The organism is Sphaerisporangium fuscum (assembly GCF_018531465.1).
Taxonomy (GTDB): Bacteria; Actinomycetota; Actinomycetes; order Streptosporangiales; family Streptosporangiaceae; genus Sphaerisporangium; species Sphaerisporangium fuscum.
This window is the reverse complement of record NZ_JAHDTF010000038.1, coordinates 40,096-54,329: the sequence shown is the minus strand read 5'-3', so window position 1 is coordinate 54,329 and position 14,234 is coordinate 40,096. Positions and strand designations below refer to the sequence as shown.

14 protein-coding genes, 1 tRNA gene and 1 pseudogene are annotated in these 14,234 nt (G+C 70.0%); 5 read left to right on the top strand and 11 right to left on the bottom strand.

All coding sequences use genetic code 11. From position 1 onward, the window contains the following. Positions 1–24: 24 nt before the first annotated feature. On the bottom strand, positions 25–1,167 hold the full coding sequence (locus KIK05_RS38765; protein ID WP_214415859.1) for an erythromycin esterase family protein: 1,143 nt from the start codon (positions 1,165–1,167) through the stop codon (positions 25–27). Beyond that, complete coding sequence (locus KIK05_RS38760) at positions 1,164–1,325, bottom strand: hypothetical protein (RefSeq protein WP_214415858.1); 162 nt, start codon at positions 1,323–1,325, stop codon at positions 1,164–1,166. Before KIK05_RS38760 ends, KIK05_RS38765 begins: the two co-directional genes overlap by 4 nt. Before the next feature lie 65 nt (positions 1,326–1,390). On the opposite strand from KIK05_RS38760, the pseudogene KIK05_RS49200 reads away from it, so the two are divergent. The 3 genes and pseudogenes from KIK05_RS49200 to KIK05_RS38750 form a co-directional block, all read left to right on the top strand. Next, positions 1,391–1,444, top strand: a pseudogene (locus KIK05_RS49200) (hypothetical protein); the annotation flags it as partial. A 12-nt stretch (positions 1,445–1,456) separates the two neighbouring features. Further along, entirely contained in the window at positions 1,457–1,609 is a 153-nt protein-coding gene (locus KIK05_RS38755) for a hypothetical protein (protein ID WP_250564159.1), read from the top strand. 211 nt (positions 1,610–1,820) lie between these two features. Then, positions 1,821–2,633 carry an alpha/beta fold hydrolase gene (locus tag KIK05_RS38750; RefSeq protein WP_214415857.1) on the top strand — a complete coding sequence of 271 codons (813 nt, stop codon included), beginning with the start codon at positions 1,821–1,823 and terminating at the stop codon, positions 2,631–2,633. A 10-nt stretch (positions 2,634–2,643) separates the two neighbouring features. Here KIK05_RS38750 and cysN read toward each other — a convergent pair whose 3' ends face one another. From cysN to KIK05_RS38705, 9 genes are all read right to left on the bottom strand, one after another. Beyond that, positions 2,644–3,906: a sulfate adenylyltransferase subunit CysN gene (gene cysN / locus KIK05_RS38745; RefSeq protein ID WP_214415856.1), complete on the bottom strand. Its 1,263-nt coding sequence runs from the start codon at positions 3,904–3,906 to the stop codon at positions 2,644–2,646. Positions 3,907–4,006: 100 nt separating this feature from the next. After that, entirely contained in the window at positions 4,007–4,921 is a 915-nt protein-coding gene (cysD, locus tag KIK05_RS38740; RefSeq protein ID WP_214415855.1) for a sulfate adenylyltransferase subunit CysD, read from the bottom strand. Between the two features lie 40 nt (positions 4,922–4,961). Beyond that, the gene (locus tag KIK05_RS38735) at positions 4,962–5,750 is read right to left on the bottom strand and encodes an inositol monophosphatase family protein (protein ID WP_214415920.1); all 789 of its coding nucleotides are present in this window, start codon (positions 5,748–5,750) and stop codon (positions 4,962–4,964) included. Between the two features lie 44 nt (positions 5,751–5,794). Continuing rightward, entirely contained in the window at positions 5,795–7,246 is a 1,452-nt protein-coding gene (locus KIK05_RS38730; RefSeq protein ID WP_308250295.1) for a sugar transferase, read from the bottom strand. A gap of 147 nt (positions 7,247–7,393) precedes the next feature. Further along, a complete protein-coding gene (gene pth / locus KIK05_RS38725) occupies positions 7,394–8,020 on the bottom strand; it encodes an aminoacyl-tRNA hydrolase (RefSeq protein ID WP_214415853.1) in 627 nt (208 codons plus the stop codon). Positions 8,021–8,122: 102 nt separating this feature from the next. Beyond that, the gene (locus tag KIK05_RS38720; RefSeq protein ID WP_214415852.1) at positions 8,123–8,725 is read right to left on the bottom strand and encodes a 50S ribosomal protein L25/general stress protein Ctc; all 603 of its coding nucleotides are present in this window, start codon (positions 8,723–8,725) and stop codon (positions 8,123–8,125) included. Between the two features lie 160 nt (positions 8,726–8,885). After that, a complete protein-coding gene (locus tag KIK05_RS38715; protein WP_214415851.1) occupies positions 8,886–9,863 on the bottom strand; it encodes a ribose-phosphate diphosphokinase in 978 nt (325 codons plus the stop codon). A 79-nt stretch (positions 9,864–9,942) separates the two neighbouring features. Further along, positions 9,943–11,469, bottom strand: a complete 1,527-nt coding sequence (gene glmU / locus KIK05_RS38710; protein ID WP_214415850.1) for a bifunctional UDP-N-acetylglucosamine diphosphorylase/glucosamine-1-phosphate N-acetyltransferase GlmU — start codon at positions 11,467–11,469, stop codon at positions 9,943–9,945. Positions 11,470–11,640: 171 nt separating this feature from the next. Beyond that, positions 11,641–11,713: transfer RNA gene (locus KIK05_RS38705), tRNA-Gln, on the bottom strand. 324 nt (positions 11,714–12,037) lie between these two features. On the opposite strand from KIK05_RS38705, the gene KIK05_RS38700 reads away from it, so the two are divergent. Together KIK05_RS38700 and KIK05_RS38695 are read left to right on the top strand one after the other, a co-directional pair. Next, entirely contained in the window at positions 12,038–12,979 is a 942-nt protein-coding gene (locus tag KIK05_RS38700) for an acyl-CoA desaturase (protein WP_214415849.1), read from the top strand. Between the two features lie 139 nt (positions 12,980–13,118). Beyond that, the gene (locus tag KIK05_RS38695; protein WP_250564158.1) at positions 13,119–14,192 is read left to right on the top strand and encodes a TetR/AcrR family transcriptional regulator; all 1,074 of its coding nucleotides are present in this window, start codon (positions 13,119–13,121) and stop codon (positions 14,190–14,192) included. The last annotated feature ends 42 nt before the right edge of the window (positions 14,193–14,234 follow it).

Genomic DNA, 14,234 nt, shown 5'->3' with positions numbered 1-14,234 from the left:
ACACCGTCCCTGCCTGAACGAGGGTCATGCGCCCAGCCACCGCACGGGGGACACCCGGCGCAGATGCACGAGTACGTCGAACGCGTCAGGCAGCGAGGCGACGACGAGGTGCTCGGCGGCGTCATGGGAGGGGTCGTAGACGCCGCTGATGACGCGCGCCTTCGCGGGTCCTCCCCAATGACGGCGCAGGTCGGCGCGCCGCAGGTCCAGCCAGTGGGCGGGGCGGTCGGGCGCGGCGAGCCGGGCGTCGAGCCAGTCCGGGGCGGGTTCCGGGACGGCCGCGACACCGAGGTCGCCGTGGTGGAAGCCGATCGCCACCGAAACGTATCCGGAGCCGTGGTGGTCGCGCAGCACCCTGCCGACCGTGGGCTGAGAGCCGCGCCGGGGAGCCAGGCCCAGGACCGTCGGAACCGCAGAGGTGTGTGCGATGCCGTCCCAGTAGGCCACGCGGTGTCCTGTACGGCGCTGGTGCTCAGTGATCGTCTCGGCCCAGACCTCGGCGTCGCCGGCGTAGTCGCCGCGTCCGGCGACGCTGCGCTCGTGGAAGTCCACGATGAGGCGCATTCGCGCCAGGACGGCGTCGCCGGGCAGTTGCTCGACAATGGCGAGCGCGTCGCGGGCGTGCTCGGCGAAGGGGCGGCCCGGATGCAGTCCACGCGCGCGTTGCACGTGCTCGTCGATCTCGTGCGCGGTGCGGATCGGTTCCAGGTGGGCCGCCAGCTCGGCCAGCCGGTGCGGGGCTATGCGGCGGACGTGGTCGAGCACGGCGTCGTAGTCCTCGGGCCGTGCCTGGGCCGGCTTGACCCCGAAGATCCGAATGGGATCGCTGAGGTGGTCCTGGTTGAAGGTGCGGATCCACTCCAGCGCCGCGGCCATTTCGGCGGTGCGCCAGGGACGCCAGGCGCTTTCCAGCGCGGAGGCGGCCGTGCCCGCGCCGCCGGTGACGTACGCGTCGAGCGTCGCGCCGACGGAGGCGTCGTCCTGCAGGGCCAGCGCGCGGAAGCCATGCTGCCGGGCCAGCCGGCGGAAGATCTGGTCGCGCGTGTCGAAGGTCTCGTGGGCGAATCTCGTGGACTCGCCGAGCCCGGCGATCGTCGCGCCGGCGGCGATCGTGTCCGCCAGGTCGTCGAGCGCGGTGTCGGGCAGCGGGTTTGATGCGGCGGTCATGCCGGGGCTCCTTCGCGGATCGTCTGCAGCGCCTGCGACCAGACGACGACGTCGTCCAGCAGGGCGGTGAGGGTCTGGTGCTGGTGTGGGCCGGGAGTGACGTCGCCCGGCTCGGTGGGGGCGGAGATGGTGAAGTCGTGGTGCAGGGACAGCGCCACCTGAGGGCGGACGGTGGCGACCTTGAGCTCGGCCAGGATCAGCCGGAGGTGTTCGACTCGCCGCCGAGGCCGGCGTCTCCAACCGCACCATCTACAACCACTTCACCGACAAGGCCGAGCTGTTCCAGACCGTGATCCAGGAGAGCACGCAGCGGGTCGCCGACAACCTGACCGACCAAGCCGCTCTGCACGATGAGAAGGCGCTCAGGGAAATGGTCGCCGCCGGCGTACACACCTTCCTCTACGGCTACGCGAAGCGAACCGGGCACGACGCCGGCATCTGACAACCCCAAGCCGACGATCGGCAGTGGAAACGGAAGGGCCATCCCGGCGGCGCGACTCGATCAGCCCACGACCGGTCACGACAACCGCAGCATCACAACCGTGGCGCCGCGGGCCCTGATCGCTCCTCGACGGCGCCGTCGAGGAGCGATCAGGCCCGGGAGATTCTCCCTGGGTGGCTACGGTGCCGGTTGTCGGGAGAGAATGCGTGACGTGCCTTTTGCGATGGCGAAAGACGGGGTGAAGCTGGCCTACCAGGTGAGCGGGGAGGGATTCCCGCTCGTGCTGCTCTCCGGCCAGGCCAACAACCATCACTGGTGGGACAGCGTGCGGGCGGACTTCGCGGCCCTTTATCGGACGATCACCTTCGACTACCGGGGGACCGGGGACAGCGACACGCCCGACGAGCCCTACACGACACGCGGCTTCGCGCTGGACGTATTGGCCGTGCTCGACGCGCTCGGGGTGGAGCGAGCGCACGTCTACGGCACGTCCATGGGCGGGCGGGTCGCGCAGTGGCTGGCCGCCGATCACCCGGAACGGGTGGCGGCGCTGGTGCTGGGGTGTACCTCACCTGGAGGCGCCCACGGGGTGGAGCGGAGCCGGGATGTGCGCCGCGCGCTGGCCCAGCCGGACCGGGCCGCCGCCGAGCGGGCGCTGCTGGAGTTGATGTACACGCCGGAGTGGCTCGCGGCCCACCCCGGCCCGTACCACACGACCGGCGATCCCGGCATGCCCGCCCACGCCCGCCGCCGTCACTTCGCCGCCAGCGCGGGCCACGACGCCTGGGACGCGCTGCCCCGCATCGCCGCGCCCACCCTCGTGATCCACGGCGCCGACGACGTCTTCAACCCCGCCACCAACGCGCCGCTGCTGGCCGGCCGGATCCCCGGCGCCCGACCGCACCTCATCCCGGGGGCCCGCCACGCCTACTTCGAGGAGTTCCGCGAGGTCGCGACCCCGGCGGTCCTCGACTTCCTCAACGAGGACCTGGCGCGGCGCCACCCGAGCGGTCACCAGCGATAGGCCGCTGGTCTCAGCGTGCTTCGACGATCATACCCGCGCCCACCGTGCCGTTGGTGGACTCGTCGATCAGGATGAAACCGCCGGTCAGGCGGTTCCTGGCGTAGTCGTCGACGAACAGCGGCTGGGTGACCCGCAGCGACACCCGGCCGATCTCGTTCAGGCCGAGCGAGGTCGCCGACTCGTCGCGGTGCAGGGTGTTCACGTCGAGCCGGTAGTGCAGGTCGCGGACCAGCGCGCGGGCCGTGCGAGTGGTGTGCTTGATGACCAGCTTGGAGCGCGGGGCGAGCTTGAGGCCGTCGGTCATCCAGCACACCATGGCCTGAAGGTCCTGGGCGACCTGCGGCCTGTTGTTGGGACGGCAGATCATGTCGCCGCGTGAGATGTCGATGTCGTCCTCCAGGCGGAGGGTGACGGACATCGGCGCGAACGCCTCCTCGACGGGTCCGTCGAAGGTGTCGATCGCGGCCACCCGGGTGCTGAGGCCGGACGGCAGGTGCATCACCTCGTCGCCCGGCTTGATCACGCCGCCCGCGACCTGCCCGGCGTACCCGCGGTAGTCGTGGAAGGCGGGGTCGGTGGCGCGCTGGGGACGGATGACGTACTGCACCGGGAAGCGCACGTCGACCAGGTTGCGGTCGGAGGCGATGTGGACGTTCTCCAGGTGGTGCAGCAGCGAGGTGCCCTGGTACCACGGCATGTTCTCCGACCGGGAGACGACGTTGTCGCCGTGGAGGGCCGAGATCGGGATGAACGTGAGGTCGGCGACGTTCAGCTTGGCCGCGAAGGCGGTGAACTCCTCGCGGATCTCCTCGAAGCGGTCCTTGGAGTAGTCGACCAGGTCCATCTTGTTGACCGCGAGCACCAGGTGGGGCACCCGGAGCAGCGTGGTGAGGAACGCGTGGCGCCGCGACTGCTCGAGCACGCCCTTGCGCGCGTCGATCAGGACGATCGCCAGGTCGGCGGTGGAGGCGCCGGTAACCATGTTCCGGGTGTACTGGATGTGGCCGGGGGTGTCGGCGATGATGAACTTCCGCTTCGGCGTGGCGAAGTAGCGGTAGGCCACGTCGATCGTGATGCCCTGCTCGCGCTCGGCCCGCAGTCCGTCGGTGAGCAGCGACAGGTCGGTGTACTCGGTGCCGCGGTCACGGCTGGTGCGCTCGACGGCCTCGAGCTGGTCCTCGAAGATCGCCTTGGAGTCGAAGAGCAGGCGTCCGATGAGGGTCGACTTGCCGTCGTCGACCGAGCCCGCCGTGGCGAAACGCAGGATGTCCATCAGAACTGCTCTCCAGGGGTCGTACCGCCGGCGCGGCGGGGGAAGACACGGCTCACGAGGCTCGCCGAAGGCACGCGGCCCCGGCTGGGGAGGGACGCCATCAGAAGTAGCCCTCCTTCTTGCGGTCTTCCATGGCGGCCTCGGAGGCGCGGTCGTCGGCACGGGTGGCGCCGCGCTCGGTGATACGGGTGGCCGCGATCTCAGAGATGATCTCTTCGACGGTGACGGCCGTGGACTGTACGGCGCCGGTGCAGGTCATGTCGCCGACCGTGCGGTAGCGGACGACGGCCTCGAAGGTCGGCTCGTCGTCGCCGCGGTTGACCACGTCGGAGTCGGCGAGCAGCATGCCGTCGCGCTCGAAGACCTTCCGCGTGTGAGCGAAGTAGATCGCCGGGATCTCGATGCCCTCGCGCCGGATGTAGTCCCAGATGTCGAGCTCTGTCCAGTTGGACAGGGGGAAGACGCGGATGTGCTCACCCTTGCGGATGCGCGCGTTGTAGAGGTTCCACAGCTCGGGACGCTGGTTCTTCGGGTCCCACTGGCCGAACTCGTCGCGGAACGAGAAGACCCGCTCCTTGGCGCGGGCCTTCTCCTCGTCGCGGCGGGCGCCGCCGAAGACCGCGTCGAACTCGTGCTCCTCGATGGCGTCGAGCAGCGTGGTGGTCTGCAGGCGGTTGCGGCTCGCGCGCCTGCCGGTCTCCTCCGCCACCCGGCCGGCGTCGATCGAGTCCTGGACGGAGGCCACGACGAGCCGGACGTGCAGCTCGCCGGCGCGGCGGTCGCGGAACTCGATGACCTCGGGGAAGTTGTGCCCGGTGTCGACGTGCATCAGCGGGAAGGGGATCGGCGCCGGCCAGAAGGCCTTCTCGGCGATCCGGAGCATGACGATGGAGTCTTTGCCACCGGAGAAGAGGAGACAGGGGCGCTCGAACTCGGCGGCGACCTCACGCATGATGTGGATCGCCTCGGCTTCGAGGACGTCGAGTTGGGACGTCGTGTAGTCGCTCTGCAGCATCTACTCTTCCTCCGGGTATTCGCCAGGGGGTTCGGTCGCCCTAACGGTGCACGTCGCGGATGCCGGCGAGCAACGTTGGCGCCAGATCCGGTAGGGAGACCAGGATATCCGGCAGTGAGGGGTTGTCCTGGTTGTAGGTCAGGGGGGAGCCGTCGATCCTGCTCGCGTGGGCTCCGGCGGCCAGCGCCACCGCCACGGGGGCGGCGGAGTCCCATTCGTACTGGCCTCCGGCGTGGACGTACGCGTCCACCTGTCCGGTGAGCACGGCAGAGATCTTCGCGCCGGCCGAGCCGATCGGGACGAGCTCGGCGTCGAGGAGGTCGGCGAGCTTTCGCACGAACTCGGGCGGCCTGGTGCGGCTGACGGCGATGCGGACGCGCCCGGCGGGCGTGGGGGGCAGCTCGGGCGGAGCGACCGTGCTGAGGGTCACGCCCTGGGCGGGCAGGGCGACGGCCCCGGCGGCCAGAGCGCCGCCGGCGTCGGCGCCGGGCGTGCGCTGCCACAGCGCCACGTGGACCGCCCAGTCGGCCCGGCCGTCCTCGCCGAACTCGCGGGTGCCGTCGAGCGGGTCGACGATCCACACACGCTCGGCGGACTGGCGGCGGGGGTCGAACCGCTCCTCGCGGGTGGCCTCCTCGGAGAGCACCAGATCGTCCGGCCTCAGCCGCGACAGCGCCTCCATCAGCAGGAGGTGGGACTGCCGGTCGCCCGTGTCACGCAGCGCCGCCGGGTCATCGAATCCTTCGCCGGCGCGCAGCGCCAGGAGCGCCTCACCGGCCTCGGAAGCGAGGTCTCTCGCGAGCGCGTGGTCGTCCCGTATCGTCACGATGCCCTTTTCTCCCGATGCCGCACCCGAGTTCGTCTCGCCTCAGGTTAATAAGCACCCGAGCCGCGTGCCACGGCGGACCATGTCTTCCACAGGATCTGAAGATCGAGCGTGAGAGACCAGTTCTCGACATAACGCAGGTCGAGCCGCACTGATTCCTCCCAGGACAGGTCCGAGCGGCCGTTCACCTGCCAGAGCCCGGTCATGCCGGGACGGACGACCAGCCGCCGCCGTACGTCGTCACCGTACCCCGCGACCTCCTCCGGCAGCGGCGGGCGGGGGCCGACCAGTGACATCTCGCCGCACAGCACGTTGACGAGCTGGGGCAGCTCGTCGAGGGACCGGCGGCGCAGCCAGCCGCCGAGAGGGGTGACGCGGGGGTCACGCCTGATCTTGAACAGCACGCCGTCGGAGTCGCTCACCAAGTGGATCTTGTGCTGCTCGGCGTCCAGCGTCATGGTGCGTAATTTCAGGATCGTGAACTCGACGCCGTCCTTGCCCACCCTCGTCTGCCGGAACAGCGCGGGGCCGGGGCTCGTGAAGCGTACGGCGAGCACCAGGGCGAGGAGGAGAGGCGCGAGCAGGGCGAGGGCGAGGGCGGCGACCGTCCGGTCGAAGACGTTCTTCAGCAGCTGGCGCACGCCGGACAGCTCGGGATGCTCCACGTGCAGCAACGGCAGCCCGGCCACCGGCCTGATGGTGGTGCGCGGCCCGGCCACCTCCATGAGCGCGGGAGCGACGACGAGGTCGGTGCGGGTCTTCTCCAGCCGCCAGGCCAGGCGGCGCAGCGCCGTGCCGTCGAGCTCGGGGCAGGCCAGCACGGCCACGGTGTCGGCTCCGGCCTGGCAGACCACGAGGGGGACATCGGAGAAGTCACCCAGCACGGGGACCCCCTCGACCTCTCCCCGGGCGTCGTCGCGCGGCAGGCACACCCCCACGATGTGCATGCCGTGGTACGGCTCGCGCCGGAAGCGGCGGACCAGATCGGCGATGGACGCCCGGTGGCCCACGGCCACGACCTCGCGCATGCACAGGCCCCTGGCGCGCAGCGCGTGGAGCCTGCGGCGCAGCCCGTACCGGCAGCAGAGGGTGAGGACCGTCACCATCGGCAGGACCAGCACGACGTACCCGCGGGCGAGGTCGGTCTTGGTGACGTACGCGGCGGTCGCCACGCCGGCGGTGAGCAGGAAGCCGCACTGCGAGATGCGGCGGAACTCCTCCGAACCGACCCCGATCAGGCGCGGCTCGTACGCCCGGTTGAGGGCGAGGAGGCCGGTCCACAGCAGGGGCAGGACGAGACTCAGGACGATGTACGGCGCGACGTACGGCCGCACCTGGCCGAAGCGGACGAACACGGCGGCGGCGCCGGCGACCAGGCCGCACGCCAGGTCGAGCGCCGCGGCCCGTACCCGGTAGCGCCTCGCCCACCGGGGGAGGCAGGGGTGGCCCCGGGACTCGGTGACCGCCCTGCGCCCCGCCGCCCCCCGAACGGTGACCACCGGCTCCTCACCAGACCCCACTCATCCCTCCACGTAGCCGACCGGACACGCCGCGTGAAGGATGCTAGCGCCACCATGGGCGATTCTTGGGAGAACCCCGAAAGTCGAAGCCCTCCGCGTCCCCGCCGTACCAGGGCGCCGGGTGTGTCAGCGGGGGGGCTTGGCGGGTTTCAGGTCGGCGGGGTGGAAGGTGTTCTGGGTGGCTTCCAGGCCTGAGGTGATGAGGGACTCGGCGACGTCGGCGGCGCGGTCGACGAGGAACGGGAGGTCCTTGCGCTCGGCCGTGGCGAAGTCGCGCAGCACGTAGTCGGCGGCGTCCATGCGGCCGGGCGGACGCCCGACGCCGAAGCGCACCCGCAGGTAGTCTTTCGTGGCCAGCGACTTGGTGATCGATCGCAGGCCGTTGTGCCCGTTGTCGCCGCCGCCGAGCTTGACGCGTAGCGCGCCGTACGGGATGTCGAGCTCGTCGTGCACGACGATGATGTTCGCCGGGGCCACCTTGTAGAAGTCGGCCAGGGCCTTGACCGGCCCACCCGACAGGTTCATGTACGAGCGGGGCTTGGCGAGCACGACAGGGGCGCCGACGAGCCGCCCCTCGACCACCTCGGCGTGGGACTTGTGGGTCTTGAACCGGCCTCCGACGCGCCCGGCCAGCTCGTCGAGCACCATGAAACCGGCGTTGTGCCGGTTACCGGCGTACTCAGGGCCGGGGTTGCCCAGCCCGACGATCAACCAGCGGTCCACGACAGACCTCTTTCGTTCCAACTCGGCCATGGTGTCGGCTCGCGGCCGGGTGACGGCCGTCGCATCGAACAGGGCAGCCCGGTGGCCGTGTGAACGGCCTCCTGGCTGCCCTGCCGACGATACGTGAAGACGTTACTCCGCGGCCTCGGCGGACGCGCCCTCGCCGGCCTCGGCGCCCTCCTCGGCCTCTTCGGCGGGGGCGGACGGGGCGATGACGTGGAGCACGACCGTCTCGGGGTCGGCCATGAGCGAGCTGCCCTCGGGCAGCTTCAGGTCGGCGGCGGTGACCACGGAGCCGACCTCCAGGCCCTCGATGTCGACCTCGACGCCGGTCGGGATGTGGGTGGCCTCGGCCTCGATGCTGACGGCGACGAGCTGCTGGTCGAGCAGGCCGCCGGGAGCGATTTCACCGGCGGTGGTGACCGGGATCTCGACGGTGACCTTCTCGCCGCGCTTGACGAGCAGGAGGTCGACGTGCTCGAGGAAGCCCTTGAGCGGGTCACGCTGGACGCCCTTGGGCAGCGCGATCTCGTTCACGCCCTCGCCCTCGAGGCGGATCAGCACGTTGGGGGTGCGCAGGGCGATCATGAGGTCGTGGCCCGGCAGGGTGAGGTGCTTGGGCTCGATGCCGTGTCCGTACAGGACGGCGGGAACCTTGTCGGCGCGGCGGATCTTGCGCGCGGCGCCCTTGCCGAACTCGGAGCGCGGCTCGGCGGCGATGCGTACCTCGGACACGGTGTCTCCTAGGGAGTGTCGATGTTGGGAAGGCGCTCACCCTCACCCGCCCTAGCGGAAGGCGTTACGAGCGCGGACAACCCTCAAAGACTACCGGACGCACGAGACGGCCCCTGCCGGTCATGCCGGGCAGGGGCCGTGGGGTCTCAAGGAGCGATGGTCAGCTGTCGCCCTCGAAGAGGCTGGTCACCGAGCCGTCGCTGAAGACCTCGCTGATGGCTCTGGCGATCAGGGGTGCGATCGACAGTACGGTCAGCTTGTCGAACCTCTTCTCCTCGGCGATGGGGAGGGTGTTGGTGACGACCACCTCGGAGATGCGGGAGTTCTTCAGGCGGTCCACCGCGGGGTCGGAGAAGATGGCGTGGGTGGCGGCCACGATGACGTTGGTGGCGCCCTGCTCGTACAGTGCGTCGGCCGCCTTGCAGATGGAGCCGCCGGTGTCGATCATGTCGTCGATCAGGACACAGGTGCGTCCCTGCACCTGGCCGACGACCTCGTGCACCTTCACCTCGTTGGCCACGTCGAGGTCGCGGCGCTTGTGGATGAACGCCACCGGCGTGCCGAGCGAGTCGGCCCAGCGCTCGGCCAGGCGCACGCGGCCGGTGTCGGGCGAGACGATCGTGGTGGTGGCCGGGTCGAGCTTGCCGCTGAGGTAGCGGTGGAGCACGGGCATCGCGAACAGGTGGTCGACCGGCCCGTCGAAGAATCCCTGGATCTGCGGGGTGTGCAGGTCGACCGACATGAGCCGGTCGGCGCCCGCGGTCTTGAACAGGTCGGTCATGAGCCGGGCCGTGATCGGCTCGCGCCCGCGGCCCTTCTTGTCCTGGCGGGAGTAGCCGAAGAAGGGGACGACCACGGTGATGCGCTTGGCCGACGCCCGCTTCAGGGCGTCCACCATGATCAGGTGCTCCATGATCCACTTGTTGATCGGCCCGGTGTGGCTCTGGATCACGAAGGCGTCGCTGCCGCGCACCGACTCGAGGTAACGGGCGTAGATCTCGCCGTTGGCGAAGTCGCGCAGCGTGGTCGGGGTGACGTCGACACCGAGGTTCTGCGCCACCTCTTCCGCCAGCTCGGGGTAGGCCCGCCCCGAGAACAGCATCAGGTGCTTCTCGCCGGTCGTCTTCTTGCCGCTCATGCTCGCCTCCTTGCCTGGCGATTCGCCGGACACGCCCGCGAGACTACGCCGTGCCTTTCGGTTCGCTCGCCGCACTGGTTCATTTACCGCTCCCTGGGGTTCGTTCCCCCGATCGCGCGGCTTGCCCGGCCTGGTCGGCCGTTTCGGGAAGATCCTCTGGATGGGAGGACCCGCCGTCCTGTGAGGCCGCGGCACGCCGCGCGGCCTCCGCCGAGGCGGTGCCGGCGCGCCTGCGCTCGACCCATCCCTCGACGTTGCGCTGCCGGGCCCTCGCCACCGCGATCGCCCCGGGCGGGACGTCGTTGGTGATGACCGAGCCGGCGGCGGTGTAGGCGCCGTCGCCCACGGTGACCGGGGCGACGAGCATGCTGTCGCTGCCGACCCGGACGTGGTCGCCGATCGTGGTGTGGTGCTTGTTGACGCCGTCGTAGTTGACGAAGATCGTGGCAGCGCCGATGTTGGTGCCGACGCCGATGGTGGCGTCGCCGACGTAGGTGAGGTGCGGCACCTTGGAGCCGTCGCCGACCTCGGCGTTCTTCATCTCGACGTAGCTGCCGGCCTTGGCCTTGCGCCCGAGCCGGGTGCCGGGACGGAGGTAGGTGTAGGGGCCGACCGTCGCCTCGGCGCCGATCTCGGCGCCCTCGCAGACGGCGTTGCGGACGACGGCGCCGGCGCCGACGGCGGTGTCGGTGAGGGTGGTCGCCGGGCCCACCTCGGCCCCGGTCGCGATGGACGTGCGGCCGTGGAGCTGCGTGCCCGGGTGGACGACCACGTCACGCTCGATGGCGACGCCGACGTCGATCCAGGTGGAGGCGGGGTCGATGATCGTGACCCCGGCGCGCATGTGGCCCTCCAGGACGCGGGTGTTGAGCACCCGGCGGGCGAAGGCGAGCTGCACGCGGTCGTTGACGCCCTCGACCTCGACGTGGTCGGCGGCGACGTAGGCGCCCACCCGGTGGCCGTCCTCGCGAAGGATCGAGAGGACGTCGGTGAGGTACTCCTCGCCCTGGGCGTTGGAGCTGCCGACCCGCTTGACGCCGTCGGCCAGCAGGAGCCCGTCGAAGGCGTAGACGCCGGAGTTCATCTCCTTGATCGCCTTCTGCTCCGGCGAGGCGTCCTTGTCCTCGACGATCTCGAGGACGGCTCCCGTGGTGTCGCGGATGATGCGGCCGTACCCCGTGGGGTCGGGGACCTCGGCGGTGAGGACGGTGACGGCGTTGCCCTCGGCCGCGTGGGTGGCGAGGAGCTCGGCCAGGGTCTCGGTGCGCAGCAGCGGCGTGTCGCCGTAGGTGACCAGGACCGTGCCGTTGACCGCGCCGACCGATTCGAGGACGGTGCGGACGGCGTGTCCGGTGCCCTTCTGCTCTCTCTGCACCACGGCGAGAGCGTCGGAGCCGGTCGTGTCCAGGTGGGCCTGGACCTGCTCGCGGGCGTGGCCGATCACGACGATCAGGCGCTCGGGATCGAGCCCTCTGGCGGCGGCCAGCATGTGGTCGACCAGTGCGCGACCGCATAGCTCGTGGAGGACTTTGGGTTTGCTGGACTTCATCCGGGTGCCCTCGCCGGCGGCGAGGACGATGACGGCTGCCGGGCGCGGCACACTCACGGACTGAGGCTCCCTCGGCGTCGCGGCTGAAACATGGCGGGACGACCGCGGCTACCAGTCAGGCACCGCACGGCCACCCACCCGACACCGTGAGCTTACCTGTCGCCTCCCCGGCGGGATCCAGCCCCCTGGCCAAGAATCGACGGTCGTCGCGGACGCGCACAAGAAGAGTTCCGGCGCCTGGACTCGAACCAGGACAACCCTGCTCCAAAGGCAGGTGGGCTGCCAATTACCCTACGCCGGACCGATTCGAGACCTTCCCAAACCGCGGTGACAAGGATACCCACCGCAGCCCCTTACCGCTCAACGGATTACCTCCGCCGGAAGCGGTCGAGCGGCGGGTCTCGGGCCCTATAGGGATTCCCTACCGCACATTGGGTAGGGGCGGGTCTGTGCTTTTAACAGATGCGGGCATGGATCCGCAAGGCATGGATCCGCCACGGGATGAGTGCCGAACCGTCACCTTCCCCACATTCCGAGCTTAGGGATTCCTAACTTACGATGGCGTAGGTTACGGTTACGTAGCTCCAGAAGGTCCGACTTCGTCTTGAATCATGTGAGGTAGCCCATGACCGTTGTCGTAGACCGTCCGAACCCGCCGGGGCCCAGGCCCGATCTCGAGCCCGAGCCCAAGAGCAACTTCGAACGCGTCCTTCTCGTCATCTTCGTGGCGGTCCCGTTCCTCGCGCTGGTCGCGGCCGTGCCCATGGCCTGGGGAAGCTTCCTCGGCTGGACCGACGTCGCCATCACCGCGGTCTTCTACGTGTTCACCGGACTCGGCGTCACGGTCGGACTGCACCGTTACTTCACCCACGGCTCCTTCAAGGCCAAGCGCGGCCTGAAGATCGTCCTCGCCGTCGCCGGCAGCATGTCGCTGGAGATGGGCGTCATCGACTGGGTCGCCACCCACCGCCGCCACCACAAGTACTCCGACAAGGAGGGCGACCCGCACTCGCCGTGGCGCTTCGGCAACGACTGGAAGGCTCTGACCAAGGGCCTGCTGTTCGCCCACATCGGCTGGATGTTCTCCTCCGAGCGCACCAACCGGGAGCGCTTCGCCAAGGACCTCATCAACGACAAGGACGTCAACCGCATCCACCAGGCGTTCCCCTGGTTCGTGGCCGCGTCCCTGCTGCTGCCCGCGCTGATCGGCGGCCTGGTCACCTGGTCCTGGATGGGCGCGCTCACCGCCTTCTTCTGGGGCAGCCTCGTGCGCATCTCGCTGCTCCACCACGTCACCTGGTCGATCAACTCCGTCTGCCACGTGTTCGGCGACGAGGCCTTCGAGGTGCGCGACAAGTCCCGCAACGTGTGGTGGCTGGCGATCCCGTCCTTCGGCGAGTCCTGGCACAACCTGCACCACTCCGACCCGACCTCGGCCCGGCACGGCGCGCTCAAGGGGCAGATCGACCCCAGCGCCCGCGTGATCCGCTGGTTCGAGCAGGCCGGCTGGGCGTACGACGTCCGGTGGCCCACGCCGGAGCGGCTGGCGGCGAAGCGGCTTGGCTGACTCAGCCTCTCTGCCGGGCCGCCCTACGGCGGCCCGCACCCCCCGGGATGCGGAATCCGCAAGTGAAAATCGGGATATAGCTCCACTAAAGCGGACAGCGGCGGTTGCCGCCCCTGCTCAGGCAGTCATGATTAGACCCATGACCGAGTCCCGTTCCCGCGTCCGCATGACCGGGAAGGAGCGTCGAGAGCAGCTCATCAGGGTCAGCCGCAGCCTGTTCGCCGAGAAGGGGTTCGACGGCACCTCCATAGAGGAGATCGCGGCGAGCGCGAAGGTCTCCAAGCCCGTCGTCTACGAGCACTTCGGTGGCAAAGAGGGCATCTACGCCGTCGTCGTCGACCGGGAGATGCAGCGCCTGCTCAGCCTGGTGGGCGTCGCGCTGAACGCCGGCCACCCGCGCATCCGGCTGGAGCGAGCGGCCCTGGCGCTGCTGCAGTACGTCGAGGAGTCCAGCGAGGGCTTCCGGATCCTGGTGCGCGACTCCCACGCGGCCTCCGGCACCGGCACCTTCGCCAGCCTGATCAACGACATCGCGAGCCAGGTCGAGGACGTCCTCGCCGACCAGTTCGCCGACCGAGGGTACGCCCCGACGCTCGCCCCGATGTACGCCCAGATGCTGGTCGGCATGGTGGCCCTCACCGGGCAGTGGTGGCTGGACGCTCGCCGACCCAGCCGTGAGGAGGTCGCCGCCCACCTGGTCAACCTGGCCTGGAACGGCCTGACGGGGCTGGAGCCCTACCCCGGCCTCACCGCCGCCTCCGTGCGCGGCCTGCCCCAGCCCCAGCTGCCCGCCGAGCTCACCGTCGCCCCGCGCGCCTCCGACAAGCACCTCAAGGAGCTGGAGAAGGCCCGCGAGAAGGGGTTGAAGGAGCTCGAGAAGGCCCGCGAGAGAGAGCTCAAGGAGCAGGAGAAGGCCCGCGCCCGCGAGCAGCGCGAGCAGGAGAAGCTCCTCCGCGAACAGGAGAAGCTGCGGGCACGCGAGCTGCGCGAGCGCGAGAAGCTGCGGGCGCGGGAACTGCGTGACCAGGAGCGGCTACGGGCACAGGCGGCGAAGCTGGCCGAGCAGCGGGCCAAGGACGCCGCGCGGCGGGCGAGGCTCGCGGCCGAGCGGGGCGAGCGGCCCGAGGTGGTGGAGCTCGTGGAGCGGGTGCCGTTGGTGGAGCGCTCGGAGCTCGCGCGGGGCGAGACCCACGGCGACGACACGGTCGCGTAGCGTAATTAAGACCCCCGTTGCGGAAAAGTTAACTTAGCGTTC

Coding starts and splice junctions, on each gene's coding strand:
- cysD (WP_214415855.1), bottom strand. CDS start 4,921: ATGCTGCAGAGCGACTACACGACGTCCCAACTCGACGTCCTCGAAGCC.
- KIK05_RS38765 (WP_214415859.1), bottom strand. CDS start 1,167: ATGACCGCCGCATCAAACCCGCTGCCCGACACCGCGCTCGACGACCTG.
- cysN (WP_214415856.1), bottom strand. CDS start 3,906: ATGGACATCCTGCGTTTCGCCACGGCGGGCTCGGTCGACGACGGCAAG.
- KIK05_RS38700 (WP_214415849.1), top strand. CDS start 12,038: ATGACCGTTGTCGTAGACCGTCCGAACCCGCCGGGGCCCAGGCCCGAT.
- KIK05_RS38695 (WP_250564158.1), top strand. CDS start 13,119: ATGACCGAGTCCCGTTCCCGCGTCCGCATGACCGGGAAGGAGCGTCGA.
- KIK05_RS38715 (WP_214415851.1), bottom strand. CDS start 9,863: ATGAGCGGCAAGAAGACGACCGGCGAGAAGCACCTGATGCTGTTCTCG.
- pth (WP_214415853.1), bottom strand. CDS start 8,020: ATGGCCGAGTTGGAACGAAAGAGGTCTGTCGTGGACCGCTGGTTGATC.